27 protein-coding genes and 1 pseudogene are annotated in these 25,618 nt (G+C 72.5%); 13 read left to right on the top strand and 15 right to left on the bottom strand.

The features are described 5' to 3' along the window. Nucleotides 1–13: 13 nt before the first annotated feature. The 12 genes from ABD191_RS12410 to aspS all read right to left on the bottom strand — a co-directional run bounded on the left by ABD191_RS12410 (nucleotide 14) and on the right by aspS (nucleotide 13,864). Nucleotides 14–1,003, bottom strand: coding sequence for a hypothetical protein (locus ABD191_RS12410; RefSeq protein ID WP_344080459.1), 990 nt, complete (start codon nucleotides 1,001–1,003; stop codon nucleotides 14–16). A gap of 124 nt (nucleotides 1,004–1,127) precedes the next feature. Continuing rightward, nucleotides 1,128–2,030 carry a shikimate dehydrogenase family protein gene (locus tag ABD191_RS12405; RefSeq protein ID WP_344080684.1) on the bottom strand — a complete coding sequence of 301 codons (903 nt, stop codon included), beginning with the start codon at nucleotides 2,028–2,030 and terminating at the stop codon, nucleotides 1,128–1,130. A gap of 47 nt (nucleotides 2,031–2,077) precedes the next feature. Further along, a complete protein-coding gene (mltG, locus tag ABD191_RS12400) occupies nucleotides 2,078–3,340 on the bottom strand; it encodes an endolytic transglycosylase MltG (RefSeq protein ID WP_344080456.1) in 1,263 nt (420 codons plus the stop codon). After that, complete coding sequence (gene ruvX / locus ABD191_RS12395; RefSeq protein WP_344080453.1) at nucleotides 3,337–3,825, bottom strand: Holliday junction resolvase RuvX; 489 nt, start codon at nucleotides 3,823–3,825, stop codon at nucleotides 3,337–3,339. The genes mltG and ruvX overlap by 4 nt, the downstream gene beginning before the upstream one ends. 108 nt (nucleotides 3,826–3,933) lie before the next feature. Then, entirely contained in the window at nucleotides 3,934–6,612 is a 2,679-nt protein-coding gene (gene alaS, locus ABD191_RS12390; RefSeq protein WP_344080450.1) for an alanine--tRNA ligase, read from the bottom strand. Next, complete coding sequence (locus ABD191_RS12385) at nucleotides 6,609–6,899, bottom strand: hypothetical protein (RefSeq protein WP_344080448.1); 291 nt, start codon at nucleotides 6,897–6,899, stop codon at nucleotides 6,609–6,611. The genes alaS and ABD191_RS12385 overlap by 4 nt, the downstream gene beginning before the upstream one ends. Then, on the bottom strand, nucleotides 6,896–7,366 hold the full coding sequence (locus tag ABD191_RS12380) for a DUF948 domain-containing protein (protein WP_344080445.1): 471 nt from the start codon (nucleotides 7,364–7,366) through the stop codon (nucleotides 6,896–6,898). The genes ABD191_RS12385 and ABD191_RS12380 overlap by 4 nt, the downstream gene beginning before the upstream one ends. 162 nt (nucleotides 7,367–7,528) lie before the next feature. Continuing rightward, nucleotides 7,529–9,397, bottom strand: a complete 1,869-nt coding sequence (locus ABD191_RS12375; protein ID WP_344080442.1) for a hypothetical protein — start codon at nucleotides 9,395–9,397, stop codon at nucleotides 7,529–7,531. Beyond that, complete coding sequence (locus tag ABD191_RS12370; RefSeq protein WP_344080440.1) at nucleotides 9,394–10,794, bottom strand: replication-associated recombination protein A; 1,401 nt, start codon at nucleotides 10,792–10,794, stop codon at nucleotides 9,394–9,396. The genes ABD191_RS12375 and ABD191_RS12370 overlap by 4 nt, the downstream gene beginning before the upstream one ends. Nucleotides 10,795–10,915: 121 nt before the next feature. Beyond that, nucleotides 10,916–11,113, bottom strand: a complete 198-nt coding sequence (locus ABD191_RS12365; protein WP_344080437.1) for a hypothetical protein — start codon at nucleotides 11,111–11,113, stop codon at nucleotides 10,916–10,918. A 118-nt stretch (nucleotides 11,114–11,231) separates the two neighbouring features. After that, nucleotides 11,232–12,062 carry an SDR family oxidoreductase gene (locus tag ABD191_RS12360; RefSeq protein ID WP_344080435.1) on the bottom strand — a complete coding sequence of 277 codons (831 nt, stop codon included), beginning with the start codon at nucleotides 12,060–12,062 and terminating at the stop codon, nucleotides 11,232–11,234. Continuing rightward, the gene (gene aspS, locus ABD191_RS12355) at nucleotides 12,059–13,864 is read right to left on the bottom strand and encodes an aspartate--tRNA ligase (protein WP_344080681.1); all 1,806 of its coding nucleotides are present in this window, start codon (nucleotides 13,862–13,864) and stop codon (nucleotides 12,059–12,061) included. Before aspS ends, ABD191_RS12360 begins: the two co-directional genes overlap by 4 nt. 159 nt (nucleotides 13,865–14,023) lie before the next feature. Between aspS and ABD191_RS12350 the strand changes: the two genes are divergently transcribed. Next, nucleotides 14,024–14,407 carry an SRPBCC family protein gene (locus tag ABD191_RS12350; RefSeq protein WP_344080432.1) on the top strand — a complete coding sequence of 128 codons (384 nt, stop codon included), beginning with the start codon at nucleotides 14,024–14,026 and terminating at the stop codon, nucleotides 14,405–14,407. An 81-nt stretch (nucleotides 14,408–14,488) separates the two neighbouring features. Here ABD191_RS12350 and ABD191_RS12345 read toward each other — a convergent pair whose 3' ends face one another. Next, nucleotides 14,489–15,412, bottom strand: coding sequence for a hypothetical protein (locus ABD191_RS12345; RefSeq protein WP_344080429.1), 924 nt, complete (start codon nucleotides 15,410–15,412; stop codon nucleotides 14,489–14,491). Nucleotides 15,413–15,624: 212 nt separating this feature from the next. On the opposite strand from ABD191_RS12345, the gene ABD191_RS12340 reads away from it, so the two are divergent. The 10 genes from ABD191_RS12340 (at nucleotide 15,625) to ABD191_RS12295 (ending at nucleotide 22,660) form a co-directional block, all read left to right on the top strand. Further along, the gene (locus tag ABD191_RS12340; RefSeq protein WP_344080426.1) at nucleotides 15,625–16,323 is read left to right on the top strand and encodes a hypothetical protein; all 699 of its coding nucleotides are present in this window, start codon (nucleotides 15,625–15,627) and stop codon (nucleotides 16,321–16,323) included. A 51-nt stretch (nucleotides 16,324–16,374) separates the two neighbouring features. Beyond that, a complete protein-coding gene (locus ABD191_RS12335; RefSeq protein WP_344080423.1) occupies nucleotides 16,375–16,677 on the top strand; it encodes an urease subunit gamma in 303 nt (100 codons plus the stop codon). Continuing rightward, complete coding sequence (locus ABD191_RS12330; protein WP_344080420.1) at nucleotides 16,674–16,997, top strand: urease subunit beta; 324 nt, start codon at nucleotides 16,674–16,676, stop codon at nucleotides 16,995–16,997. The genes ABD191_RS12335 and ABD191_RS12330 overlap by 4 nt, the downstream gene beginning before the upstream one ends. Beyond that, nucleotides 16,994–18,703, top strand: a complete 1,710-nt coding sequence (locus ABD191_RS12325) for an urease subunit alpha (protein WP_344080417.1) — start codon at nucleotides 16,994–16,996, stop codon at nucleotides 18,701–18,703. Before ABD191_RS12330 ends, ABD191_RS12325 begins: the two co-directional genes overlap by 4 nt. A 2-nt stretch (nucleotides 18,704–18,705) precedes the next feature. After that, nucleotides 18,706–19,383 carry an urease accessory protein UreF gene (locus ABD191_RS12320; RefSeq protein WP_344080414.1) on the top strand — a complete coding sequence of 226 codons (678 nt, stop codon included), beginning with the start codon at nucleotides 18,706–18,708 and terminating at the stop codon, nucleotides 19,381–19,383. Further along, on the top strand, nucleotides 19,373–20,077 hold the full coding sequence (gene ureG / locus ABD191_RS12315; RefSeq protein ID WP_344080411.1) for an urease accessory protein UreG: 705 nt from the start codon (nucleotides 19,373–19,375) through the stop codon (nucleotides 20,075–20,077). Before ABD191_RS12320 ends, ureG begins: the two co-directional genes overlap by 11 nt. Then, nucleotides 20,078–20,869 (top strand): urease accessory protein UreD, encoded by a 792-nt coding sequence (locus ABD191_RS12310; RefSeq protein ID WP_344080408.1) that lies wholly within the window; start codon nucleotides 20,078–20,080, stop codon nucleotides 20,867–20,869. Between the two features lie 52 nt (nucleotides 20,870–20,921). After that, entirely contained in the window at nucleotides 20,922–21,839 is a 918-nt protein-coding gene (locus tag ABD191_RS12305) for an RpnC/YadD family protein (protein WP_344080405.1), read from the top strand. 34 nt (nucleotides 21,840–21,873) lie between these two features. Continuing rightward, nucleotides 21,874–22,176 carry a DUF1330 domain-containing protein gene (locus tag ABD191_RS12300; protein WP_344080402.1) on the top strand — a complete coding sequence of 101 codons (303 nt, stop codon included), beginning with the start codon at nucleotides 21,874–21,876 and terminating at the stop codon, nucleotides 22,174–22,176. Nucleotides 22,177–22,294: 118 nt separating this feature from the next. Further along, nucleotides 22,295–22,660: an MmcQ/YjbR family DNA-binding protein gene (locus ABD191_RS12295; RefSeq protein ID WP_344080399.1), complete on the top strand. Its 366-nt coding sequence runs from the start codon at nucleotides 22,295–22,297 to the stop codon at nucleotides 22,658–22,660. 64 nt (nucleotides 22,661–22,724) lie between these two features. On the opposite strand, the gene ABD191_RS12290 is transcribed toward ABD191_RS12295, so the two are convergent. Then, nucleotides 22,725–23,063: an Imm51 family immunity protein gene (locus ABD191_RS12290; RefSeq protein WP_344080396.1), complete on the bottom strand. Its 339-nt coding sequence runs from the start codon at nucleotides 23,061–23,063 to the stop codon at nucleotides 22,725–22,727. Nucleotides 23,064–23,105: 42 nt separating this feature from the next. Continuing rightward, a complete protein-coding gene (locus ABD191_RS12285) occupies nucleotides 23,106–23,669 on the bottom strand; it encodes a hypothetical protein (RefSeq protein ID WP_344080394.1) in 564 nt (187 codons plus the stop codon). Nucleotides 23,670–23,825: 156 nt separating this feature from the next. On the opposite strand from ABD191_RS12285, the pseudogene ABD191_RS29395 reads away from it, so the two are divergent. Continuing rightward, nucleotides 23,826–24,833: pseudogene (locus ABD191_RS29395) on the top strand (ABC transporter ATP-binding protein). Continuing rightward, complete coding sequence (locus ABD191_RS12275; protein WP_344080391.1) at nucleotides 24,830–25,618, top strand: ABC transporter permease; 789 nt, start codon at nucleotides 24,830–24,832, stop codon at nucleotides 25,616–25,618. Before ABD191_RS29395 ends, ABD191_RS12275 begins: the two are co-directional and overlap by 4 nt.

Raw genomic sequence — 25,618 nt, 5'->3', positions numbered from 1 at the left:
ACAGTTACCGCGGTCAGTCTGTCACGTTCGGGTCGTACCAGGTCGCCTGGCCCCTCGACCGGGCGAGCGCGACAAGCCCCAGGCCAGCCGTCACGATCAATGGGATGCCGTCGCGGATCAGGCCGTCGACGCCCAACAGGACGAAGCAGAACAAGGGCTGGGTCGCGAGCACGACCACGCTCACGATCCCGACGACCCATCGCGCCCATGTGTGTCCGCGTAGCACGAAATACGACGCGACGGCCGCGATGTACCCGCTCACGATCGTGAGCACGAACCAGGCCACGAGCACCGCGAGCGTCACGGCGGCCGACTGCCGGCGCTCGTCGGTGAACGCCTCGCCCACGGCCACGAACAGCGGCACGCTCAGCAGGGCCGCATACGTCACGGCCGCCACCCGCACGGTGAGCACCCAGGCGGGGATGTGCCGGCGCACCTGCCGCCCGGTCAGGTGCTGGTGCACGGCGTCGGACCTGTAGAGCAGCCACACGATGAGCGCGCACTCCGCCAGGAGCACGAAGAACGACACCAACACGGGTACGGGCGGCAGAAAGTCGCCCGTACGGGGTTCGGCGAGCCGGGCGACCGCGAAGACCGTCGTGACCGCGAGGATGAGGCCGAAGGGACGCGACGCGAGGCGCCCGTACCGCACGGCGCGCATGAGGGCCAGGAAGCCGATCACCCGCAGCAACGCCCAGAAGCTGCGGACGAACAGCGTCCAGCCCGCCTCGGCGGCGTAGGCGAGGTTGACCACCTCGACGATCACGACGGTCGCGGCGGTGACGAGCAGCAGGGCGCGCAGCCCTCGGCTGGCCGGGGTCGGCGGCACCGGACGCTCGCGTTCAAAGAGCCGGGCCAGCCACGGCGGCAGCGTGACCCGCCCCGGCGGCTCCGGCGGGCCGACGACCTCACCGACCAGCGGCTCACCGGGCGGCGCCCCGGAGGCAGCGTCACGCAAGGGTTCCTGCCGGCGGGCCGCGTCGCGCAGAGACTCCGGTGCCATGCCGCCGATACTGCCCGACGCGACGCCCCGCCACACCCACCCGCTCGGATCGCGAGATCTTGGATTCATTAGGTTGCTATACCGGTCAAAGGATCCACAACCCGCGCGCGTGAGCAGCGGGCCGTCAGCGGCGCGCGGCCGCCGCGAAAAGCGCCTCGCCCATCGCCGCTACCGGGGCGGTGACGCCGGTGAACAGCTCGAACTGGCCGACCGCCTGCGCGAGCAGCAGGTCCAGGCCGGACACGATCCGCACGCCGGCGGCCTGGGCGGCGGCCGCGAGCGGGGTGGGCCACGGGTCGTAGATGGCGTCGAAGAGCACCGTACCCGCGCCCCAACGGATGGCGGGCGCCAGCGGGTCGGCCACGCCCTTGGGCACGGTGGAGATCACGGCGTCGGCCTCGCCCACGCCCAGAGTGTCCTCGGCCGTGGGCCACGGGGCGCCCACCACGGCGACGCCCAGCTCCTTGCCGAGCGCCTCCAGGTCGGCGACCGCCTCCGGGCGGCGGGCGTGCGCGGTGACCTCGGCGGCACCCAGCTCGCGAGCCGCCGCCACGGCGGCGCGAGCGGTGCCGCCCGCGCCCAGAATCGCCACCCGGCCACCAGCGGTGCCGGTGCCGCCCGCGCTCAGGATCGCCTCCCGGCCAGCAGCGGTGCCGGTGCCGCCCGCGCCGGGGATCGCGTCGTGGTCGGCGGTCGGCGCGCCGGCCGCGCGCAGGGCGGCCACCATGCCGGGCGCGTCCGTGTTCTCCGCCCGCCAACCGCCCGCGGTCCGGCGTACCAGGGTGTTGGCGGCACCGATCGCGGCGGCGAGCGGGCCGACCTCGTCGGCCACCGCGAGCGCCACTTCCTTGAGCGGCATGGTCAGCGACATGCCCGCCCACTCGGGGCCCGCCGCGGCCACGAACGCCGCCAGCTCATCCTCGGCGACCTCGTGCGCCGCGTAGTGCCAGCCGGTCAGGCCGGCGGCGGCGTAGCCCGCGTTGTGGATCACGGGCGACAACGAGTGGGCGATCGGCTTGCCGAGCACCCCGGCGCGATGGGTCACGGTCACGCCGCCAGCCTAGTGGGCACCCCTCAGCAGAGCGGAATCCCGTTGTCGCAGGCCTTCTGGATGTTCCTGTTGTGCTCGTCCAGGGTCGTGGCGAACAGGGTCTCACCCGTCTTCGTGTCGACGGTCACGAAGTAGGTCCACGGGCCCTTGGTGGGCTCCATCGCGGCCCGCAGGGTGTCCTTGCCCGGGCTGCCGATCGGGCCGAGCGGCAGGCCCGGCTTGGTGTGCGTGTTGTACGGGTTCTTCGGGTCGTTGATCTGGTCCCTGGTGAGGTGCTCCGACTTCGCGCCGGCCTTGCCCTGCAGGCGCAGGTAGTAGTTGACCGTCGTGTCCATGCCCAGGCAGGAGCACGCGAAGTCGCCCTTGTACGCCCGGTTGTAGATGACCCGGGTGACCTTGCCGAAGTCCTCCTTGCGGGAGGCCTCCGCCTGGGCGATCGACGCGGCGATGAGCGCCTCGTACGGCGAGATGCTGAGGTTGGACTGCACCGTGTCGGCGAAGTTCATGTCGCCGGTCACGTCCAGGAACTGGTCCACCATCATGCTCAGGGCTTCCTTGGCGGTGACGTTCGGCGGGAACTCGTACGTCGCCGGGTAGAGGAAGCCCTCGACGGTCGTGGCGGACTTCTTGCCGTCCGCGCGCTTGAACCACCAGTCCGGCACGCCGAGGTCCTTGGGCTTCTTGCCGGCCGCGATGAAGTCCTTCTCCGGAATGTCGAGTTCCTTGGCGAGCTTGGCGTAGATGTCGAGGGTCATCATGCCCTCAGGGATCGTGACCCCGTTGACGACACGGTTCTTCGCGGGGTCGAGCAACAGCGCCAGCGCCGCCTTGGCGGGCATCTGCTTGTACAGCTTGTAGAAACCGGGCTGGACGTTGACGCCACGCGGGTCGTCGTCGACCGCCTTGATGTACGCCTTGGCGCTCTTGACGACGCCGGCCGCGTACAGGGCGTTGGCGGTGTCGGTGACCGTGCCCGCCTTGATCTCGACGGTCACCTCTTCGGTGCCCGTCGCCGAGTAGTCCGGCGCGTCGAAGAACTCCTGCACCTTGCCCACGCCCCAGTAGACCCCGCCGCCGAGTGCGGCGAGCAGGACCACGGACATGAGCAGGGCGAAGAACGAGCGGCGCTTGCCGCCGCGCTCCTTGCGGCGCTTGCGGCGCGGCGGCCCGCCGCGTCCGCCGCTGGCGCCCCGGCGCTGCGGCCCGGTCGGCCGGCCTTGCTGACGCCCCTTCTGGCGCCTGGGATCGTACTGCTCCTCCCAGGCCAGATCGAGATCGTCAATCATGTCCGCCTCCGCTTATCCACCCACTGTTGCAGGATCTCCACCGCGGCCACCTGATCGACGACCGCGCGTTGGCGCTTTCCCCTTACCCCACGTTCGGACAGCCTACGGGTCGCCGCAACCGTCGACATCCGCTCGTCGGCCAGGTGAACTGGGACAGGGGCGATCAACTTGCCCAAGACCTGGGCATATGTCCGGGCGTGCTGGGCCGCGATTCCCTCGGCACCGGCCAAGGTGACCGGCAGTCCGACGACGACCTCAACCGCTTCGTACTCCCGCACGTACTCTGCGATTTGTGCCATATCGCGAAAGATATACGCGTCTGGACTGCCCGGCCTGCCGGGCGCCGGACCGGGGTCGCGGGCGAGGGTCGCCACCGGGGTGGCGAGGATGCCGTCGGGATCGCAGCGAGCGACGCCGACCCGGGCGGCGCCGACGTCGACGCCGATGCGAACTCCCCGTCGCCAGCCGTCCGCCTGCGCGGTCACCACATCCTCACCTCGACCGCGGCCGGGCGGTGGGACACCGCGCGGGACGACCGCTCCGGCCCAGCCTAGCGGCCGCCCACTCCGAGCCTGAGATCACCTTCCCGGCGGTCAGGAAGCGCCCGTCACGAGCCGCTCGACAGCCGCCAGCAGCGCCGGGGCCTGATCGGCCGGCACGCCGCCGCCCTGGGCCAGGTCGGCGCTGCCGCCGCCGCGCCCCTGCAGCGCGCCCTTCACCAGGTCGCCCGCGCCGAGGCCGCGGTCCTTGGCGGCCGGGTTCACCGCGACGACCAGCGACGCCTTGCCGTTGGCGCGGCTCGCCACCGCCACCACGGCCGGGCGGCCGGCCAGCTTGCCGCGCACCTCCTGGGCGAGCGTGCGCACGTCGTTGGCGGAGGTGCCCTCCGGCGCCTCGGCTCCCACGTACGCCACGCCGTTGAGGTCGCGCGCCGCCGCCGCGAGCCCGCCCGCGTTGCCCAGCAGCAGCTGGGCGCGCAGCTTCTCCAGCTCCTTCTCCGCGTCGCGCAGCGCGGAGACCGTCTGCTCCACCCGGTCGGCGACCTGCTCGTTGGGCACCTTGTACAGCTCCGCCAGGCGCGAGACGAGCAGGTGCTCCTTCGCCAGATGGTGGAACGCGTCCATGCCGACGAGCGCCTCGACGCGGCGCACGCCCGAGCCGATCGACGCCTCGTGCAGGATCTTCACCAGGCCCAGCTGGCCCGAGCGCGGCGCGTGGGTGCCGCCGCACAGCTCGCGGGCGTAGTCGCCGACCTCCACGACGCGCACCTCGTCGCCGTACTTCTCGCCGAAGAGCGCCATCGCGCCGATGCGGCGCGCCTCCTCCTGGGAGGTGATGAACGCGCGCACCTCGAGGTCGGTCATGAGGACCTCGTTGACCTGGCCCTCGACCTCGGCGAGCACGCTCGCCGGGACCGCGCCCGGGGTGTTGAAGTCGAACCGCAGCCGGCCCGGCGCGTTCAGCGAACCGGCCTGCGTCGCCGTCTCGCCCAGGAAGTTGCGGATCGCCGTGTGGACCAGGTGGGTCGCCGTGTGCGCCCGCGAGATCGCCCGGCGGCGGGTCACGTCGATCTCGGCGTACCCGGTCTCGCCCGCGCGGACCTCGCCGCGCAGGACGCGGCCCCGGTGCACGATGAGGCCCGGCACGGGCTGCTGGACGTCGAAGACCTCGACCTGCCCCCCACCGACCGTGATCACACCGTAGTCGGGCTGCTGGCCGCCGCCCTCCGCGTAGAACGGGGTCGCGTCCAGGATCAGCTCGACCTCGTCGCCCTCGCCCACGGCCGGCAGCCCGCCGGTGCCGCCGACGAGCGCGCGCACGGTCGACTCGCGCGAGATCTCCTGGTACCCCGTGAAGGTCACCGGGCCGTACTCGTCGAGCACCGTCCGGTACGCCGACAGGTCCGCGTGGCCGGTCTTGCGGGCCTGCGCGTCCGCCTTGGCCTGCAGGCGCTGCTGGGCCATGAGCCGGCGGAAGCCCTCGGTGTCGACGTCGAGGCCCTGCTCGGCCGCGATCTCCAACGTGAGGTCGATCGGGAACCCGTACGTGTCGTGCAGCTTGAACGCCTTGTCGCCGGCCAGCGCCTTGCCGCCGGACCTGCGGGTCTCGGCGATCGCGGTGTCGAGGATCGTCGTGCCCGCCCGCAGGGTCTGCAGGAAGGCGTCCTCCTCGGCGTACGCGTAGGAGGAGATGCGCTCGAAGTCGTCGGCCAGCTCCGGGTACGACGGTGACATGCAGTCGCGGGCGATCGGCAGCAGGTGCGGCAGGGCCGGCTCCTGCCAGCCGAGCAGCCGGATCGACCGGATCGCCCGGCGCACGATGCGGCGCAGCACGTAGCCGCGGCCCTCGTTGGACGGGGTCACGCCGTCACCGATGAGCATGAGCGCCGTGCGCACGTGGTCGGCGATGACGCGCAGCCGCACGTCGTCGGGGTGCGACTCCGACGCCACCTGACCGGAGTGCGCGCCGTAGCGCTTGCCGGTCATCTCCGCCGCGCGGGTCAGGATCGGGCGGACCTCGTCGATCTCGTACAGGTTGTCCACGCCCTGCAGGATCGACGCGATGCGCTCCAGGCCCATGCCGGTGTCGATGTTCTGCTTGGGCAGGTCACCGACGATCGTGAAGTCTTCCTTCGACGTCACGTCGGTGATCTCGTACTGCATGAAGACCAGGTTCCAGAACTCCAGGTACCGGTCCTCGTCGACCTCCGGGCCGCCCTCGGGGCCGTAGGAGGGGCCCCGGTCGTAGTACAGCTCGGAGCACGGGCCCGCCGGGCCGGGGATGCCCATCGACCAGAAGTTGTCCTTCTTGCCCCGGCGCACGATGCGCTCGGCCGGCAGTCCGGTCTTCTTCCAGATCTCGATCGCCTCGTCGTCGTCGAGGTAGACGGTCGCCCAGATCCGCTCCGGATCCAGGCCGAAACCCCCCTCGGACACCGGCTTCGTGGACAGCTCCCACGCCAGCGGGATCGCCCCCGCCTTGAAGTAGTCGCCGAACGAGAAGTTGCCGTTCATCTGGAAGAACGTGCCGTGCCGGCTGGTCTTGCCGACCTCGTCGATGTCCGGCGTGCGGATGCACTTCTGCACACTGACCGCGCGCGGGAACGGCGGGGTGCGCTGACCGAGGAAGTACGGCACGAACTGAACCATGCCGGCGTTGATGAAGAGCAGGTTCGGATCCTCGATGGCCGGCAACGGAGCGCTCGGCACCACGGTGTGGTCCGCCGCCTCGAAATGGGCCAGGAACCTGCGCTTGATCTCCGCGGTCCTCATCGTCGGTCGTGCTCCTCGTCGCGGTAGTGGTACTCATCGTCGTAGCCGGGCACGTCCTCGAACGTGATCCCCTGGTCGAACGCGGCGTGCAGTTGGGCCTCACGCTCGGCCATGCCGTCGCGCACGTCGGCTACGAAGTCTCGCACCGAGTCGAGCACACCGGTAGCGGAATCCCGCGCGGACTCGGCGATGCCGCTCGGCGAGTAGCGCTGGGCCACCTGACTCACCTTCCGCACGACGAGGACGCCCACCGCCACGCCGATGCCGAGCCAGAGCAGGCGCTTCACGAGAACAGCCCCTTGCCCTTGCGGGCGGCGCGGCGCTGAGCCTTGAGGCTGGCGCGCACCTGGGCCTCCTCTTCGGCGTCCTTACGTCGCTGCGAGGCGCGGCGCAGGCCGTAGCCGAGCGACGCCACCTTGACCAGGGGATTCGCCGCCGCGGCGGTCACCACCGTGGCGAGGTTGGCCACGTTGGCGCTGACCTGCTGCACGTTGCGGCCCACCGCGTCGAGGCGGCCGAGCTGCACATTCACCCCGTCGAGCGAGGTGTGCACCTGGGTCAGGGCCGTGTTGACGTTGTCGACCGTTGTGTTGACCTTGCCCAGCAGTGGGCCGGTCTGGTCAGCCAGATCGTTGAGGGCTCGGGTCGCGGCGTCGATCGTGCGGCGCAGCCGCAGGATCGGAACGGCGAGCAAGAGGACGAGCATGACAAAGGCACCGGCCGCGATAAGGGCCGCAATCTCTCCACCGGACACGCCGAACCCCTTTCCCGTGAGACGGCCCCGTCACACCCGTGGACGGCGCACCAAACAAAACACATGCGCGTACTCGCGCACCGCACGACACTACCGCCCGCCATCGCCACGACCGCGACGGGCGGCCACAAACGCCGACCGGTGTCGCGGGTCGCCCTCGCCTCAGCCCTCGCCGCCGGGACGGTAGCTGAGCGCGTTGTACACCTTCACGGTAGCCAGCGAGCCCGGGCAGGCCTCCCCGGCGCTGTCCGTGGCGGGCGCCTTGGTCTGCGTACCCTTGGTCGGCTCGCCGGCCGCCGGGCGCGTGGGCGCGCAGATGGGCGCCCGGATCCACAGATCCAGCACGTACTCGTCGCGGTGCCAGCAGGAGGCGATGCCGTCGTCGTAGGTGGGGCAGTCGCCCGTACGGGGGCGCCAACCCTGGTCGGTCAGCGCGGCCACGTAGGCCAGCTGCGTGTCGTCCGGCCCACGGGCCGACTGCCACGTGCGGTCGCGGAAGCGGCACTCCTTGATGCACCAGCGACTGCCGCTCATGAAGTCAGCGGGGTTGCTCGCGGCCCAGTCCGGGAGGTCGAGCGCGTCGAGCGACGTCATCACCGGGTCGCGGCTGACCGTGGTGGCCCACAGGTAGACCACCGGCGCGCCCAGCAGGATCAGCGCCATCGCCGCGATCGCGGCGGCGCGGACCCGCTGCGCCTTGCGCGCGACCTGACGCACCACCGCCCGGTTGACCCGCTCCTCGCCCGGCGCGCCAGCCGGCCGGCCGCCGCTCGGCCGCACCGACCCGCCGGGGCCGCCGGGACCGCCGGGCCCGCCGCCCGGACCGCCGGGTCCGCCGACACCGGGACCGGCAGGCCCGCCAACGCCTGGACCGCCGGAGCCTCGACCCCCCGGACCCGGGCCGCCAGGTCCACCTCCACCCGGCCCGCGAAGACCGCCGGCGTCACCGGGCGCGCCCGGTCCGCCGAGGCCGCCAGGCCCGCCCGGGCCGGGCAGACCACCCGGCGCGCCCGGACCCGGCGCGGGTGGGCGGCCGGTGGGCGGCGTGACCGGGCCGGGCATGACCGGCGGGCGCCCGCCGGGGCGGGACGCGGTCAGCGGACCAGGACCGCCTCCGGTCACGTCGCCGGTGCGCGGCTCGTGGACGCGCGACACCTCCATCGTGTCGGCGGAGCTCACGATCGGCGGGCGGATGGCCGTCTCGTCGTCGGCGGGCGAGCGGGCGCCGGAGCGCGCACCGCTGGTGCCGTGCGGATCCGGGCCGCCCCACAGGTCCCCCGTACGCGGCTCGCCGCCGCCCCACGCGTCCCCCGTGCGCGGCTCGCTGCCGCCCCACGTCTCGCCCGGCCGGTGCGCGGGGGCGCCGCCGACCCGGGGAGTCTCACCGGTGAACTCGTGCCATGCGGGCGAGTCGCGGCTGATGGGTGGCCGCGCGGCGGGCTGGCCGGACCCGGCGGGGCGCGGCGGCTGCCCGACGGCTGGCGTCTCGCCGGTGCCCCGCGCGGGCGGCCGGGCACGCTCGCCGGTGCCGCGCGGGCGCTCGCCCGAGTCGTACGTCGATTCGTCCGTGCCGCGCGGGCGCCGACCGAACCGCCCGCTCCCGGTGGCCGGGGGGCCGGATGTGGCGGGCGCGGCCGGGCTGCCGAACGGCGCCGTGGGCCCGAAGGATGTCGACGCGCCGGGCGACCCGAACGGGGGCGCGGCCGGCGGCTCGGGCGCCACGCGCGGCGCCGGTTGCGCGCCGGTGACGCGGCGGCGCTTGCCGACATGGTCGCTGGTCGCGCCGGAGTCCTCGGTCGACGGGCGCTCGTCGGTCGACCGGGCCCGCCGCCCGCCGGATCTGGTCGGGCCGCCCGACCCTCCGGCGCTGGTCGGGCCGCCCGGTCCCTCGCCGCCGGCGAGGTCGCCGCCCTGCTCCTTGGCGTCGCGCAGGTCCGCGAGCCAGCCGAGTTCCTCCTGGCTGGGCCCCTCCTCGGGACGACCGCCGCCGCGACCCCATCGGCCCCGCCGACCGCCCGGTTCCTGCGTCACCGCCGCTCCTCCCTGACGTCCTGGTCTCCTTCGCCGCGCACCACCGTACGCAGTCGGGTCACGCGCTCGCGCAGCGCGCGCTCGGCGCCGTGCCCGGTTGGACGGTAGTACTCCCGGCCCGCCACGTCATCCGGCGCGTACCGCTGGGTCAGCACGCCGCGCGGGTCATCGTGCGGATAGCGGTATCCCGCCCCGTGCCCCAGCCCGCGGGCGCCCGCATAGTGGGCGTCGCGCAGGTGGGTGGGCACGGGCCCCGCCCGCCCGGCCCGCACGTCGGCCATGGCCTCGTCGACGGCCAGGATGACGGCGTTCGACTTGGGGGCCGTGGCCAGGTGGATCACGGCCTGCGCCAGGTTGATGCGCGCCTCGGGCAGGCCCACGTACTCCACCGCCTGGGCGGCGGCGTTCGCGGCCAGCAGCGCGGTCGGGTCGGCCAGGCCCACGTCCTCGCTCGCGAAGATCACCATCCGGCGGGCGATGAAGCGCGGATCCTCTCCCGCGACGATCATCCGGGCCAGGTAGTGCACGGCCGCGTCGACGTCGGAGCCGCGCATGCTCTTGATGAACGCGCTCACGATGTCGTAGTGCGCGTCGCCGTCGCGGTCGTAGCGCAGCGCCGCGGTGTCCACGGCCGCCTCGGCGATGGCCAGGTCGACCTCGGCCCGCCCGGCCGCCTGGGCCCCGGCCCCGGCCGCCTCCAGGGCGGTGAGGGCCTTGCGGACGTCGCCGCCGGCCAGGCGTACCAGATGATCTTCTGCCTCGGGCGCGAGGGTGACCGCCCCACCCAGGCCGCGGGGGTCGTCGAGCGCGCGGCGCACCAGGGCGCGCACGTCGTCGTCGGTGAGCGGCTTGATGGTGAGCAGCACGCAGCGTGACAGCAGCGGCGAGATGATCGAGAAGTACGGGTTCTCCGTGGTCGCGGCGAGCAGGGTGACCGTGCCGTCCTCGACGGCGGCGAGCAGCGAGTCCTGCTGGGTCTTGCTGAAGCGGTGCACCTCGTCGATGAACAGGATGGTGGCCCGCCCGCCGGTGCGGCGCACCCGGCGCGCCTCGTCGATCACGGCGCGCACGTCCTTGACGCCGGCCGAGAGCGCCGACAGGGCGGCGAAGCGGCGGTCGCTGGAGCTGGCGACGAGGTGCGCGATCGTGGTCTTGCCGGTGCCGGGCGGCCCCCAGAGGATCACCGAGGTCAGCGTGCCGCCGGCGACCAGTCGTCGCAGCGGCGCGCCCGGCGCCAGCAGGTGGCCCTGGCCGACCAGCTCGTCGAGGTCGCGGGGGCGCATGCGGACCGCGAGCGGGGCGTCGGGCGCGGGCACGGTCATGGCGGCCGCGCCGGCGCCCCGCTCCGGCGCGGGGCCGGGCGGGGGCTCAAGCGTGAACAGGCCGTCCGGGTCCATTGCGCGAAGACTACCGGCTGTGACCGACAGCGGCGCGCGGCCGTGGAGCACGGCGATCGGCCCGGCCGTCCGCGACGAACGCGACCGACCGGGCCGATTGCGGGGCCTGGTTGCGAAGGGCTCAGCCGGGTCCGGGCCGGCGGCCCCGGTAGCTGCGGTACCGGGAACCCCAGGTGCCCGCGCCCGCCAGGTGCAGCGCGATGCACAGGAAGGCCAGGGTGGTAAGGAAGTTCATGGTGAGAACGGGACCGAGGTCCTCTTTGGCAAGCATGAGAATCAGCTCGACGGCGAAGATCACCGCGGCGATCACGGCGAACATGTGAGCCTCCTGGGGGATAAGTGAAGGACGACACACTCGTACCCATGAGGGACCCACTTCAATCCGAGGCGGCGGTTGGGCGGCCCGCAGGCTCCACAATGTACGGAGGGCGGCGGCCCTAGCGCAGGCGCCGAGCGAACAGCTCCCGCACGCCGCGCAGGCGGGTGGACAGCAGCGCCGTCGCGCGAGCGTTGTCGAGGCGGATCTCGGCCGCCCGGTGCAGGCCGGACTCGGCGATCGTGCCGATCGGCATGTCCGAGGCGTCGAGCCCGTAGTGGTCCGCGACCAACTGGGCCAGCTCCGGCCGGCTCACCGCGTCGGGCCCGGACACGTTGAGCGTGCCGGCCACGTCCGAGGCGGCCAGTTCCACGACCGCGCCGGCCAGGTCCTCGACGGCGAGCGGGCAGCGGATCTCGTCGCGGAACAGCGCGCCGGGCACCCTCCGGTTGATCATGTCCAGGCAGAGCTTGACCTGCTTCGACGACTCGTCGCCGATGATCAGCGAGGTGCGTACGAGCACGGCCGACGGGTCGATCGCCCGTACCGCCGTCTCGGCCGCCGCCTTTGACGCGCCGTACAGGCCGACCGGTGTCGGCGCCTCGTGGTCGAGGTACGGCTCGGGCCGCCCGCCGTGCACCACGTCGCTGGACAGGTGCACCAGCCGGGCGCCGGCCCGCGCCGACGCGACCGCCACGAGCGCGGCCCCGTCGGCGCTGACCCACCAGTCGCCGTACACGTACGCGGTGGAGATCACGACCTTGGGCCGCACCCGCCCGATCAGCTCGGCCACCGCGGCGCCGTCGCGCAGGTCGAGGCGTTGCCAGTCCACGCCGTCAACGTCTCGAACACCGCTGTGGTACGTGCCGACGACGCTCTCGCCCGCGGCGACGTAGCGGCGGCTGACCTCGCCGCCGAGGTGCCCGGAGGCGCCGACGACGAGGACGGTCACGAGCTGTGCTCGACCGGCGCGGCCGCGCCCGCCGTCCCGGCCGCCGGGGCCGGCGCCTTCGGCTTGGCGTCCACGCCCGCCTCCAGCCGCTGCTGGGCGGTGATCGGCGTGGGGGCGCTCGTCAGCGGGTCGAACCCGCCTCGGGTCTTCGGGAACGAGATGACCTCGCGGATCGAGTCGGCGCCCGCGAGCAGCATGCACACGCGGTCCCAGCCCAGGGCGATGCCGGCGTGCGGCGGCGGGCCGTACTTGAACGCCTCCAGCAGGAAGCCGAACTTGTCGGCGGCCTCCTCCGGCGAGATGCCGAGCAGGTCGAACACGCGCCGCTGCACGTCGCCGCGGTGGATACGGACGCTGCCGCCGCCGATCTCGTTGCCGTTGCAGACGATGTCGTACGCGTAGGCCAGCGCGTCGCCGGGTGCGGTCTCGAACCGGTCGAGCCACTCGTCGTTGGGCGAGGTGAACGGGTGGTGCACGGCCGTCCAACCGCCCGCGTCGTCGGGCTCGAACATGGGCGCGTCGACGACCCAGCAGAACGCCCAGGCGCTCTCGTCGATCAGGTTCGCCCGCTTGGCGATCTCGATGCGGGCCGCGCCGAGCAGCTCCTGCGCCTCGCGCCGGTCGGTGCTCGCCGCGAAGAACACCGCGTCGCCGGGCTTGGCGCCGACCGCGTCGGCGAGGCCGGCCAAATGCTCCTCGGACAGGTTCTTGGCGACCGGGCCGCGCGCCTCGCCGGTCTCGGCGTCGAGCACGACATAGGCCAGGCCCTTCGCCCCCCGGGCCTTGGCCCAGTCCTGCCAGCCGTCGAGTTCCTTGCGGGTCTGCGCGGCGCCGCCCGGCATGACGACCGCGCCGACGTAGCCGCCCGCCATGATCGCGGCGGAGAAGACCCGGAACTCGGTGCCGCGCAGGTAGTCGGTCAGCTCCGTCAGCTCCACGCCGTAGCGCAGGTCGGGCTTGTCCGAGCCGTACCGGGCCATCGCGTCGTGCCAGGTGATGCGCGGGATCGGCAACTGCACCTCGTGGCCGGCCAGCTCGCCCCACAGGGCCGCCACGAGCGCCTCGCCCAGCTCGATCACGTCGTCCTGGGTCACGAACGACATCTCGATGTCGAGCTGGGTGAACTCCGGCTGGCGGTCGGCCCGGAAGTCCTCGTCGCGGTAGCAGCGCGCGATCTGGTAGTACCGCTCCAGGCCGGCGACCATCAGCAGCTGCTTGAACAGCTGCGGCGACTGCGGCAGGGCGTACCAGGTGCCCGGCTGCAGGCGCACCGGCACGAGGAAGTCGCGCGCGCCCTCCGGGGTCGACCGGGTCAACGTCGGGGTCTCGATCTCGTTGAAGTCGCGGGCGTGCAGCACCTCGCGGGCGATCTGGTTGGCCCGGGAGCGCAGCTTGAGCGCCTTCGCCGGGCCGGAGCGGCGCAGGTCGAGGTAGCGGTACTTCAGGCGCAGGTCGTCGCCGGCCTCGATGTAATCGTCGACGGGCAGCGGCAGCGGCGCGGACTCCGACAGGACGACCAGCTCCGTGACCGTCACCTCGATCTCGCCGGTCGGCAGCTCGGGGTTCTCGTTGCCCGCCGGGCGACGGTCCACCTGGCCGGTCACCTTCACGCAGTACTCGTTGCGCAGCGCGTGCGCGTCCGCCTCGTTCCGGAACACGATCTGGACGATCCCGGAGGCGTCCCGCAGATCGATGAAGGTCACCCCGCCGTGGTCGCGGCGGCGGGCCACCCAGCCGGCGAGCGTCACCGTCTGGCCGGCGTCCGAGGCGCGCAGGCTGCCGGCGTGGTGGGTACGGATCACGGTCGTCTCCTCGTTCGTGGCGTGCCCCGGCATTCTTTCACCGACGCCTCGGCGCCGGACGCGGGCCGCCCGATCCGGGTGTCGGCGGCCCGGATGTCCGCGTAAAACCCGGTCAAACCGGGTAGGACTGAAGGTTGAGGCTGACGTGAGGAGATGATCATGCCCGAGTACGAGCAGTCCGGCACGGTGACCGCGCCGCCCGACCAGCTCTTCGCCTACCTCGCCGACGTGCACCACCTGCCGGAGTACTTCCCGCACATGACCTCCGCCGAGCCCGCCGCCGGCGACGACGTGCACGTGGAGGCCGAGGTCGGCGGCGACCACAAGGAGGCCGACGCCTGGTTCCATGTCGACAGCGACGAGCGGCGCATCGAATGGGGCTCGAAGACCGGCCCGTACCACGGCTGGATGCAGGTCGACGGTGTGGACGGCGGCTCGCTGGTCACCATCCACCTGCACCAGGAGCACGAGACGGACTCCTCGGAAGCGGACCTGGCCCAGGCCATCGAGACCATCCAGGCCCGCGCCGGCGCACCGGGCTGACGACCGACCTTCGCTGGAGCGTGGGACGGGAACGTCGTGATGGCGTTCCCGTCCCACGATCGAACCTGAACGCAGGCGTGATCAGCCGGGGATGATCCAGGAGTCGGCCTTCAGCGTCACGGTGTCATTCCCGACGCCAGAGATCTCCACGCGGACCAGTCGCCAGTCCTCGCCACGGGACTTCGAGTCCGCGAACGACGTGATGACGCACAGCACGATCGCCTGGCGGACCGGGATCTTCTGCTCATTGCCGAGCGGCACGGTGCGGATCTTGTCGCTGCACTCCGCCGGTTCCATGGCGGGGGTACCCGCCATGCTCGCCGTCACGCCGTCCGTGATCCGGAAACTCGGTGCGCCGCCACAGTTGTAGAGCGACAACTCCGAGATGTCCGCCGCGGCGTTGGCCCGCGGCTCGTGCAGGTCCACATACATGGACCGGCAGCTTGTGGGCATGCTGAGGGTCAGTGTCTCGTTGGTGTACTTGGGCTGGTACACCGTGCCCTGACCGAGGGTCGGAGGCACGGTCGAGGCCGGCCCGTCGGCGGCGGAGGTGGGCGCGGCAGACGGCTGCGTCCCGGCACTGTCACCGGGTGGGCCCGCCGTGGGCTGCGGCCCGCCGGCGCCCTCCTGCCCGCCGGCGGCAGTAGCGGTCTGTTGGGCGTCACTGGCCCGGTCCAGCGCCCGCAACGCCAGCAGCGCCGTGGCCGCCGAGACGACGAGGGCGAGCAGGGAGATCACGATCGCGATCGTCGCCGCCGGGCCCCGCCGGCCCGGCAGCGCGGCCGCTGCGGCGGGACGGCCCGGCCCGACCGGCGGCGTCGGACCGACCGGGGCGGACGGCTGGGTGGGCGATGTCGTCATCGCCGGCGGCGACGTGGGCGCGGCTGGCCCGGTGACGGTCGGCGGCGGCCCGTACGACGGGGACGCGGCGGTCGGTGGCACCGACGCACGGCCCGGGGTGGGCACGCCGGACGTGGGCGGGTCGTGCGGGTTCGGCGCGGTCAACGCGCACCTCCAAAATACTCCGAAGCGGACAGTCGCACGCCGACAGTCCGCTTCGGACCGTTCACGCGCTCCAAACGGCGTGCGAGTATCCCGAAGCGCGAGCCTGGCGAGCTATCACCTATCCGTCACACAGGCAGGGACGTGACGAGCGGGCAAGCATCGCCCATGATGGGACATCCGCTGACCGCTCCGCACTGAATCAGGTAGCCCTCGTGTCCCATCCAGACCACCCGGCGGCCACACCCGCGCCCGGCCGCCGCCCGTCGCTTGCCACCATCGCGACGGTGGCCGGCATCGTCATCCCCGTCCTGGGCCTGCTCGTCGCGCTGGGGCAGTGGCTTCTCCCGCGCGAGGGCGGCGGCGACAACCCGGGCACCGGCAACGCGGCCGCCACGGGCACTCCCGCCGTACTCCCTGGTTCTGCCGCGACCTCGAACGCGGCCGCCTCCGCGCCCGCCACGGCGACCGCGACGGATGCCGCGCCCACCGGCACGGCCCTCAGTACGCTGCCGAGGGAGGCCGGCGAACTCACCACGCTGCCCCGTGCGCTCGCCGGGAAGCCGGGCCTTGAGGGCGCCCTGGTCATCGCGTGCCCGAGTAACCAGTCCAACGACAAGGTCCGCACGGTCACCCTGCTGCTCAGTGGCCGTTACCTGGACCTGACGGCCACCCTGCGGGCGTACTTCCCCAAGGATCCGAAGCTGCGTGCCTCGCTGACGGCGGTTGGGGTGTGGCGCGAGCGCGACGGCACCTCCACCTACCGGACGCTGGGCGCGGTCGTCGCGAAGGGCGAGACCACGCCCACGGTCACCGGCGCGCTTGAGGGAGCCGAGAAACTGCGCCTGCAGGTGACCTGCGACCTGCCCACCGGTCATGCCATCGTCACGGGTCACGTCATCGAGGCGTCGTAGCTTCCTCACATCGGTAACGTCGCGGCAACATCATCGTGCCACGATCTGCGCGTGTTTCTCAGCAAGCACGAGCAGGAACGCCTGCTCATCCACGTGGCGGCCGACGTCGCCGAGAAGCGGCGCGCCCGGGGCCTGAAGCTCAACTACCCGGAGGCCGTCGCCATCATCACGGCGTTCCTGCTGGAGGGCGCGCGCGACGGGCGCACGGTGGTCGAGCTGATGGAGGCCGGCCGGCACGTGCTCACCCGCGACGACGTGCTCGAGGGGGTTCCCGAGATGCTGCCGGAGGTGCAGGTGGAGGCCACGTTCCCCGACGGTACGAAGCTGGTCACCGTCCACGGGCCGATCGCATGATCCCCGGCGAGATCCTCTTCGGCGACGGCCCGGTGACCATTAACGACGGTCGGGCCGTCATCACGATGACCGTGGCGAACACGGGCGACCGGCCGGTCCAGGTCGGCTCGCACTACCACTTCGCCGAGGCCAACCCGGCGCTGGAGTTCGACCGCGCGGCCGCGCGCGGGCACCGCCTCGCGATCCCGGCCGGCACGTCCGTGCGGTTCGAGCCGGGCATCCCCCGCGAGGTCACCCTGGTCGCGCTGGCGGGGGCCCGCGTCGTGGCCGGCCTGCGCGGCGCGGTTGCCGGTCCGCTCGATTCCGGGAGTACGTCGTGAGTACGTTGGACCGCGCGCGCTACGCCGCCCTGTACGGCCCGACGACCGGTGACCGGATCCGGCTCGCGGACACGAACCTACTGATCGAGGTCGAGCGCGACGACTGCGCCGGCGGCGACGAGGCGGTGTTCGGCGGCGGCAAGGTGATCCGCGAGTCGATGGGCCAGGCGCGGGCCACCCGCGCGGAGGGCACCCCGGACACGGTCATCACCGGCGCGGTGATCCTGGACTACTGGGGCATCGTGAAGGCCGACGTGGGCATCCGCGACGGGCGCATCGTCGCGATCGGTAAGGCCGGCAACCCCGACACGATGGACGGCGTGCACCCCGACCTGGTCATCGGCCCCAACACCGAGATCATCTCGGGCAACGGGAAGATCCTGACGGCCGGCGCGATCGACTGCCACGTGCACCTGATCTGCCCGCAGATCGTGGACGAGGCGCTCGGCGGCGGCATCACCACGCTCATCGGCGGCGGCACCGGCCCGGCCGAGGGCACGAAGGCCACCACGGTGACGCCCGGCTCCTGGCACCTGGCCCGGATGCTGGAGGCGATGGACCCGTTCCCGGTGAACGTGCTGCTGCTCGGCAAGGGCAACACGGTCTCCGAGGAGGCCATGTGGGAGCAGCTGCGCGGCGGGGCGGGCGGGTTCAAGCTGCACGAGGACTGGGGCACGACGCCGGCCGCGATCGACGCGTGCCTGCGGGTGGCCGACGCGTCCGGCGTGCAGGTCAACATCCACACGGACACGCTCAACGAGGCCGGGTACGTGCAGTCCACGCTGGAGGCGATCGCCGGCCGGGCCATCCACGCCTACCACACCGAGGGCGCCGGCGGCGGGCACGCGCCCGACATCATCACGGTCGCGTCGCATCCGAACGTGCTGCCGTCCTCGACGAACCCGACCCGCCCGTACACGGGCAACACCCTGGCCGAGCACCTGGACATGCTCATGGTGTGCCACCACCTGAACCCGGCGGTGGCCGAGGACCTGGCGTTCGCGGAGAGCCGCATCCGCCCGTCCACGATGGCCGCCGAGGACTACCTGCACGACCTGGGCGCCATCTCGATCATCGGGTCGGACTCGCAGGCCATGGGCCGGGTGTCCGAGGTGGTCAGCCGCACCTGGCAGACCGCCCACGTGATGAAGGCGAAGGTCGGCGCGCTGCCGGGCGACGGCGCGGCGGACAACACGCGCGCGAAGCGCTACGTCGCGAAGTACACGATCTGTCCCGCCATTACCCACGGCATCGAGGGCGAGGTGGGCTCCGTCGAGGCGGGCAAGCTCGCCGACCTGGTGCTGTGGGACCCGGCGTTCTTCGGCGTACGGCCGGCCGTCGTCGTGAAGGGCGGCATGATCGCGTGGGCGCAGATGGGCGACGCGAACGCGTCCATCCCGACGCCGCAGCCGATCCTGCCCCGCCCGATGTTCGGCGCGTACGGCGTGGCACCCTCGGTCACCAGCCTCGCCTTCGTCGCGCCGGCCGCGATCGAGGACGGCCTCGCGTCCCGGGTCGACCTCCGCCGGCGCCTGTCTCCCACGGCTGACGTGCGCCAGCGCGGGAAGGCGGACATGCCGGGCAACGACGCCATGCCGTCCATCGAGGTGGACCCTGACACGTTCACGGTCCGCATCGACGGCGAGGTCATCGAGCCGTCGCCGGTCACCGAGCTGCCGATGGCCCAGCGGTACTTCCTCTTCTGACCATGCTCACCACCCTGCTCGTGCTCGCCGACGGACGGCTGCCCAGCGGCGCGCACGCGCACTCCGGCGGGCTGGAGCCGGCGGTGGCCGCGGCCCGGGTCGCCGACCTGGCCGACCTGGACGGTTTCCTCCGTGGCCGCCTGGCCACGGCGGGCCTGGTCACGGCCGCCTTCGCGGCCGCGGCCTGCGCGAGCGCGGCGCTACTGACCGGCCCTGGCGCCCTCGCGCGCCTCGACGTGCTCGACGCCGAACTGGACGCGCGCACGCCCTCGCCCGCGCAGCGCAAGGCGTCGCGCCAGCAGGGCCGGGCGCTACTGCGGGCGGGCCGGGCGATGTGGCCGCTGCCAGCGGTCTCCTGGCCGGCCACCGGCCCGCACCAGCCGATCGCCCTCGGCGTCATCACGGCCGCCGCCGGCCTGGACCCGTCACACGCGGCGACGACCGCCGCCTACGGCACGATCAGCGGCCCCGCCAGCGCCGCCGTGCGCCTGCTGGGCCTGGACCCCTACCGGGTGCACGCGCTGCTGGCCGCCCTGGCGGTCGACTGCGACCGCGTCGCCGACCGGGCCGCCGCCTACGCCAAACAAGATCCGGAAAACCTGCCCGCCGCCTCAGCACCGTTGCTGGATATCGGCGCCGAGGTCCACGCCAGCTGGGAGGTGCGTCTCTTTGCATCCTGATCACCCGCACGACCACGAGCACGGCCCCGACGAGGTCCCCCACACCCACCCCGACCCGGGCGTCGACCCGCACCCGGCGCTGCCCACCGGAGCCCGCGCGCTGCGCATCGGCATCGGTGGCCCGGTCGGCTCCGGCAAGACCGCACTGGTCGCCGCCCTGTGCCGCACCCTGTCGCAGGAGCTGAACCTCGCGGTCGTGACCAACGACATCTACACCACCGAGGACGCCGACTTCCTGCTGCGCAACGGCGTCCTGCCCGCCGAGCGGGTACGCGCCGTGGAGACCGGCTGCTGCCCGCACACCGCGATCCGCGACGACATCGCCGCCAACCTCGACGCCGTCGAGGAACTGGAGGCCGCGCTCGGGCCGCTCGACCTCGTGCTCGTCGAGAGCGGCGGCGACAACCTCACGGCCACGTTCAGCAAGGGCCTCATCGACGAGCAGATCTTCGTCATCGACGTGGCCGGCGGCGACAAGGTTCCCCGCAAGGGGGGCCCGGGCGTGACCAGCTCCGACCTGCTGGTCATCAACAAGGTCGACCTGGCCCCGCTGGTGGGCGCCGACCTGGCCGTCATGGAGCGCGACGCGGCCGCCCGCCGGGGCGACTCGCCGACCATCTTCACGTCGCTGGTCCGCGACCCCGGCGCCACGGACGTCGCCGACTGGATCCGCGGCCTGCTCAAGGACCGCTAGGTGCGCGCCGCCGCCCGCATCGAGGCGGTCGCCGACGGCGCGGGCGGCACGCGGCTGGCCGTACTGTCCGGTGAGGTTCCGCTGTTGCCGCGCCGCACCGGGCCGCGGCCCGGACCCGGGGAGCCGGCGACCGTACACCTGGTCGGCGGCGCGGCCGGCCCCCTCGGCGGCGACGACCTCACGGTCGACATCGTCGTCGGGCCGGGGGCGGCGCTCTGTGTCCGGTCGGTCGCCGCTTCCATCGCGCTGCCGGACCGCGCCGGCTCACCCTCACACACCGTGGTACGCGCGACAGTGGCGTCCGGCGGCCGGCTGGAGTGGCTGCCGGAGCCGCTGATCGCCGCGGCCCGCTGTCACCACGAGACGCTGACCCGGATCTCTCTTGCGGCGGGCGCGTCGCTGCGCTGGCGCGACGAGCTGGTGTGCGGGCGGCACGGCGAGGAGCCCGGCGACGCGTCCGTGACGACGGTGGTCCGCTACGCCGGCCGCCCCCTGCTGCACCACCAGGTCGCCGTCGGCCCGTCGTACCCCGGCTGGGCGGGTGCCGCCGTGCTGAGCGGGGCGCGCGCGACCGGCACGCTGGTCGTGGTCGACCCGGCCTGGGCCGACGGCGGCGGTCCGCGCGCCGCCGTGCGCGGCGACCGGGCGGCACGCGCCCCGCTCGCCGGGCCGGCCGTACTGGTCACGAGCGTCGCCCCGCAGCCGGCCACCGTCCGCGCGGACCTCACGGCCCTGGACCCGCGCGCCACGCGGGACGTGGCTCTCGCCACGGCACATCACCCCATCGGGTGAACGCTCCCCGGGCCCCTCGATCTCGTCGCTATCCGTCGATACCTTCTCCGCCATGCCCTCGCGCCTACACGAGATCCTCGTCGAGATGTTCCGCGAGCAGCCCACGCTCGTGCCAGAGCTGCTCGCCGGGCTGCGCGTCCACGTGCCCACCTTCCAGCAGGCCCGTGTCTCGCCAAGCGACCTCACCGATGTTGTCCCCACCGAGTACCGGGCCGACCTCGTCGTCACGCTGACGGAGGACGACACCATCGTGCTGGCCGTCGTGGTCGAGGTTCAGCTCCGCCCTGACCCACGCAAGCGACGCAGCTGGCCCGCCTACGTGGCGACCCTCTACGCCCGGCTGGGCTGCCAGGTCGTGCTGCTCGTCGTCTGTCCCACACCGGTCGTGGCCGAATGGTGCGCCACGCCCATCGTGGTGAGCGACCCGGGCTTCGTGCTGACCCCGACGGTGCTCGGGCCGCGTCAGGTGCCCGTGGTGACCGACCCGGCGGCCGCACGGCGCTTCCCCGAGGTCGCCGTACTGTCGGCGATCGCCCACGGCGACGGCGGCCCGGACCAGAAACCCCTGTTCGAAGCCCTGTTGGCGGGGCTGGCAACGGTCGATAGCGTCCGAGCCAACTTGTATGCTGACATCGTCCTCGCAGTGCTGCCGGCGGCCGCACGCGACCATCTGGAGGCGCTCATGACGACCACGCCGCACCGGTTCGAAAGCGATTTCGCGCGCCGGTACTTCAGCGCCGGCGAAGCCGAAGGCAAGGCGGAAGGCAAGGCGGAGGGCAAGGCGGAGGGCAAGGCGGAGGGCAAGGCGGAGGGACGCGCGGAAGCTGTGCTCGCGGTCCTCGCCACCCGGGGCATCGAGGTCACCGACGCGGACCGGGAACGGATCGTGACCACCACAGATCTGGCGCAGCTCGACGATTGGATCCGGCGGGCGGTCACCGCTACGTCGATTGACGACCTGTTCGGCTGACCGACACCCGGCAGGGTTGGGCTAGGGTCGCACGGTGACCCATGACGAGCCGTCCGGTGAGCTTCTCCTCGTCGCGGTGGTGGAGTTCGTGCCCGGCCACGCCGAGGCGGGGCAGCGCTACGAGGACGCGGTGCTGGCGCTGCTGGGCCGCCACGGCGGCGCCGTCGAACAGCGCCTGCGCGGCACGGACGGGGCCACGGAGGTGCACGTGATCCGGTTCGCGGACCGGTCCGGCGTTGACTCCTTCCTGGCCGACCCGGACCGCCTCGCCGCCCGCGATCAGGCCGGCCAGGCCGCCCCCACGACCCGCGTGATCGAGGTTCGCCCCGTCGGATGAGGGGCCGCGAATGAATCTTCGGGGCCCGCGGTCGCTATGGCGACCCAACGCCCCGAAGATCTACACCGGGTCGGTGGTTAGCCTGTGGGTGCGGGAGGTGGGTTTGTGAGGGGTCTCGGTGGCTGACGCGGACGACGTACGCAAGCTGGCGCTCGGTCTGCCCCACGTGACGGAGATCGACAGCGACGGTTTCGACTTCCGGGTCGGCAACCACGGGTTCGTCTGGTCGTACCCGGAGCGCCGGCCGGGCAAGCCGCGGGTCATCCGCACCGACATCGCGGTGTTGTACGTCGGCGACGAGGCGGAGAAGCAGGCCCTGCTGCTCGGCGAGCCGGACCTGTTCTTCACCACGCCCGCCTACGACGGGATGCCCCTCGTCATGGTGCGACTGGCGCAGGTGGACGTCGACCGCCTCGCGGAACTCGTCACGGACGCGTGGCGGATGCGCGCCCCCGCCTCGCTCGCCGCCGACCTCGACCACTGACCGGCCTGAGCGCGGCGCCGGCCGGACGGGTGGTCTCGCCATTGCCGTCCGGCCGCCGGCTGGCTCAGTCGTCGAAGTCGAACCCCTCGGCTTCGGCCTCGGCGACGATCGCACGGATCCGCTCGCCGTCGGACGCGACCGCGTCGAGCAGCCCGCCCAACTCGGCGAGCGCCTCGCGGTCGGTGCCGTACGCGCAGAACATGCCCGCCTCCGGGTCGTAGCCGAAGCGCCCGTCGAGGTGCTGAACCTCGGTGGCCACGAGCCGTCGGGCGACACCCGCCCAGAAGTACCCGTTGGGCTCGTGTCCCAGGTCCGCGACGATGTCGTCCACCTGGGTGCTCCCGGCATCGAGGAGCAGGGAGTATTTGCCGGGATCGAGTTCGATCAGTTTGGTCGCTGCCATGCGACACATCCTCGCAGGCACCCGCAAGACGAGCGGCACCGGTCAGGACGCGCGCAGCACGGTCAGCGCGTCGCGGGCGAGCAGGGTCATCTCGGCGGTGAGCTCGAGTGTCGGGAACCAGTCCACCCGCAGGTAGAGGTCTCCGTCGTACACGTGGAGCTTCGAGCGGGCATCGGGGACATCGCACCTGCGGGCGACCGTGCCGAGCGCGTCGACGGCCACGCAGTCGCCCGTACTGTCGAGGCCGGACGCGAGGCTGAACGCCGTCGCGGCGATCGACGGGGTGCGGGCCACGTGCGCGGAGATGGTCACGGTCACGCTGTCGGTCGACTCCTTGGTGGTCCGCAGCGTCACCTGGCAGTTGCTGACGTCCACGTCGGTGACGGGCTCATCGTGTGACACGACGGGGTACCGGACGGTGAGCCGACCGAGATCGGCGCGCCGACACACGTTGTCGACGAGTCGGTACCGCGCCCCCGAGTCCTCGGGTTCCGTGTCGGGTGACGACCCGGCGGGTCGGTCATGGCGGCACGCGGCGAGCGTGGCCACGACGGCCAGGCACAGCACCGCTCGCCCGAACCGCCGTGCGTCAGTGAAGAACGACATGGCTCCAAGTTAAGCCGACGCGGTCTCGCACGGCACGGTGTCCACGGCCGACCCGACCACCCGAGAACAACATGTCCACAAGGGATAATGAGCCGGACGCGACCAACCAGCGGGATACCACGTCGAGGCCACACGGTCGGACCATAAGATCCACTCGTGCCGATCATCGAAGCGACTGGCCTGACGAAGACGTTCCGCCGCCCGGACAAACGGGAGGGCCTCGGTGGCTCGCTCGCTCATCTGTTCACCCGCCGCTTCACCGACCACGTGGCCGTCGACCATGTCGACCTGACGGTCGCCGAAGGTGAGGCGGTCGCCTACGTGGGACCAAACGGAGCGGGCAAGAGCACGACCGTCTAGCTGCTCACCGGCATCCTCGTGCCGAGCGCCGGGGACGTGCGGGTCGCCGGGGTGGTGCCGCACCGGGACCGCACGGCCAACGCCCGCAACATCGGGGTGCTGTTCGGCCAGCGCACCCAGCTGTGGTGGGACCTGCCCGTACGCGAGTCGCTGGCCCTGCTGCGCGACCTGTACGACGTCGGCGAGGCCGACTACCGCCAGCGCCTGGAGCAGTTCGACGACGTGTTGGGCATCGGCGAACTGCTGCCGCTGGTGGCCCGCAAGCTGTCGCTGGGCCAGCGCATGCGCGCCGACCTGGCGGCCGCCCTGCTGCACCGCCCGCGCGTGGTCTACCTCGACGAGCCGACCATCGGGTTGGACATCGCGGTGAAGGACCGGGTGCGGGCGTTCCTGCGCGGGTTGTGCGCCGACGGGACCACCCTCATGCTGACCACCCACGACCTTGGCGACATCGAGGACGTGTGCCAGCGCATCGTCATCATCGACGAGGGCCGGATCATCTTCGACGGCAGCATCGCCCACGTGAAGGACAGCTTCGCCCGCGAGCGCCGGCTGCATGTCGACTTCACGGCCCCGGTGGCGCCCGAGCGGCTCGCCGAACTACTGCCGGGCGCCGAGATCGAGGGCGGCCAGCAGTCGTTCACGATTCGCTTCGACCGGTTCACCCACACGGCCGCCCAGGTGATGTCGGCGCTGCTGGCGGCCGGCGAGGTGGCGGACTTCCGGCTCGACGAGCCGGCCATCGAGGACGTGATCCGCCGCGTCTACGCCGGTGACCTGGGGCTGGCCGGTGAGCGGCCGTGAGGAAGTACGTCACGCTGGCGAAGATGCAGGCGCGCGCGGTGCTGGCGTACCGGTTGAATTTCGTCCTCAGCCTTTTCGCGCTGATGTTCCAGCTGTTCGCGATGCTGGCGATCTGGGGCGTGATGCTGGGGTCCGGACGCACCCTGGAGGGGTTCGACTGGCCGCACATGAAGGCGTACCTGCTGGTCGGGTTCTTGTGCGGGGCGCTGGTGTCGCAGGCGGCGGACTGGCGGATGGCCGGGCGGATCCAGGACGGCATGGTGGCCATCGACCTGACCAAGCCGGTCGACTATCAGGGAGCCCGGTTCGCCGAGGTGGTCGGCGGCGCCTGGACGGAGATCGCGATGGCGCTCGTCGTGTGCGCCGGGGTGATCGCGTTCACGGGGCCGGTGCCCGGTCCCGGTTGGTCGGGCGGGTCGCTGTTCGTGCTCAGCCTGCTGGCCGTGCTCCCGTTGAGATTCCTCATCGTGTACCTGTCGGCCCTGGCGTGTTTCTACACCCAGAACTATCTCGGCGTGCACTGGGCGCGACTGGTGATCGTCAGCCTGTTCTCGGGCGCGCTGGTGCCGCTGGTGTTCTTTCCGCAGTGGTTGCAGAGCACCGCCGCCGTGCTGCCGTTCGCCAGCATGGCCGCCACACCGTCGCTGGTCTACATCGGACAGCTGCGCGGCACCGAGGCGCTCGTCATGATCGCCACCCAGTTCGGCTGGGTGGTCGTGCTGTGGCTGCTCGCGCGGCTGATCTTCCGGCACGCCATCAAGCGCGTGACGATCCACGGGGGTTGA

It is taken from the genome of Luedemannella helvata (assembly GCF_039528415.1).
GTDB classification, from domain to species: Bacteria; Actinomycetota; Actinomycetes; order Mycobacteriales; family Micromonosporaceae; genus Luedemannella; species Luedemannella helvata.
This window is presented reverse-complemented; position numbering and strand designations above follow the sequence as displayed.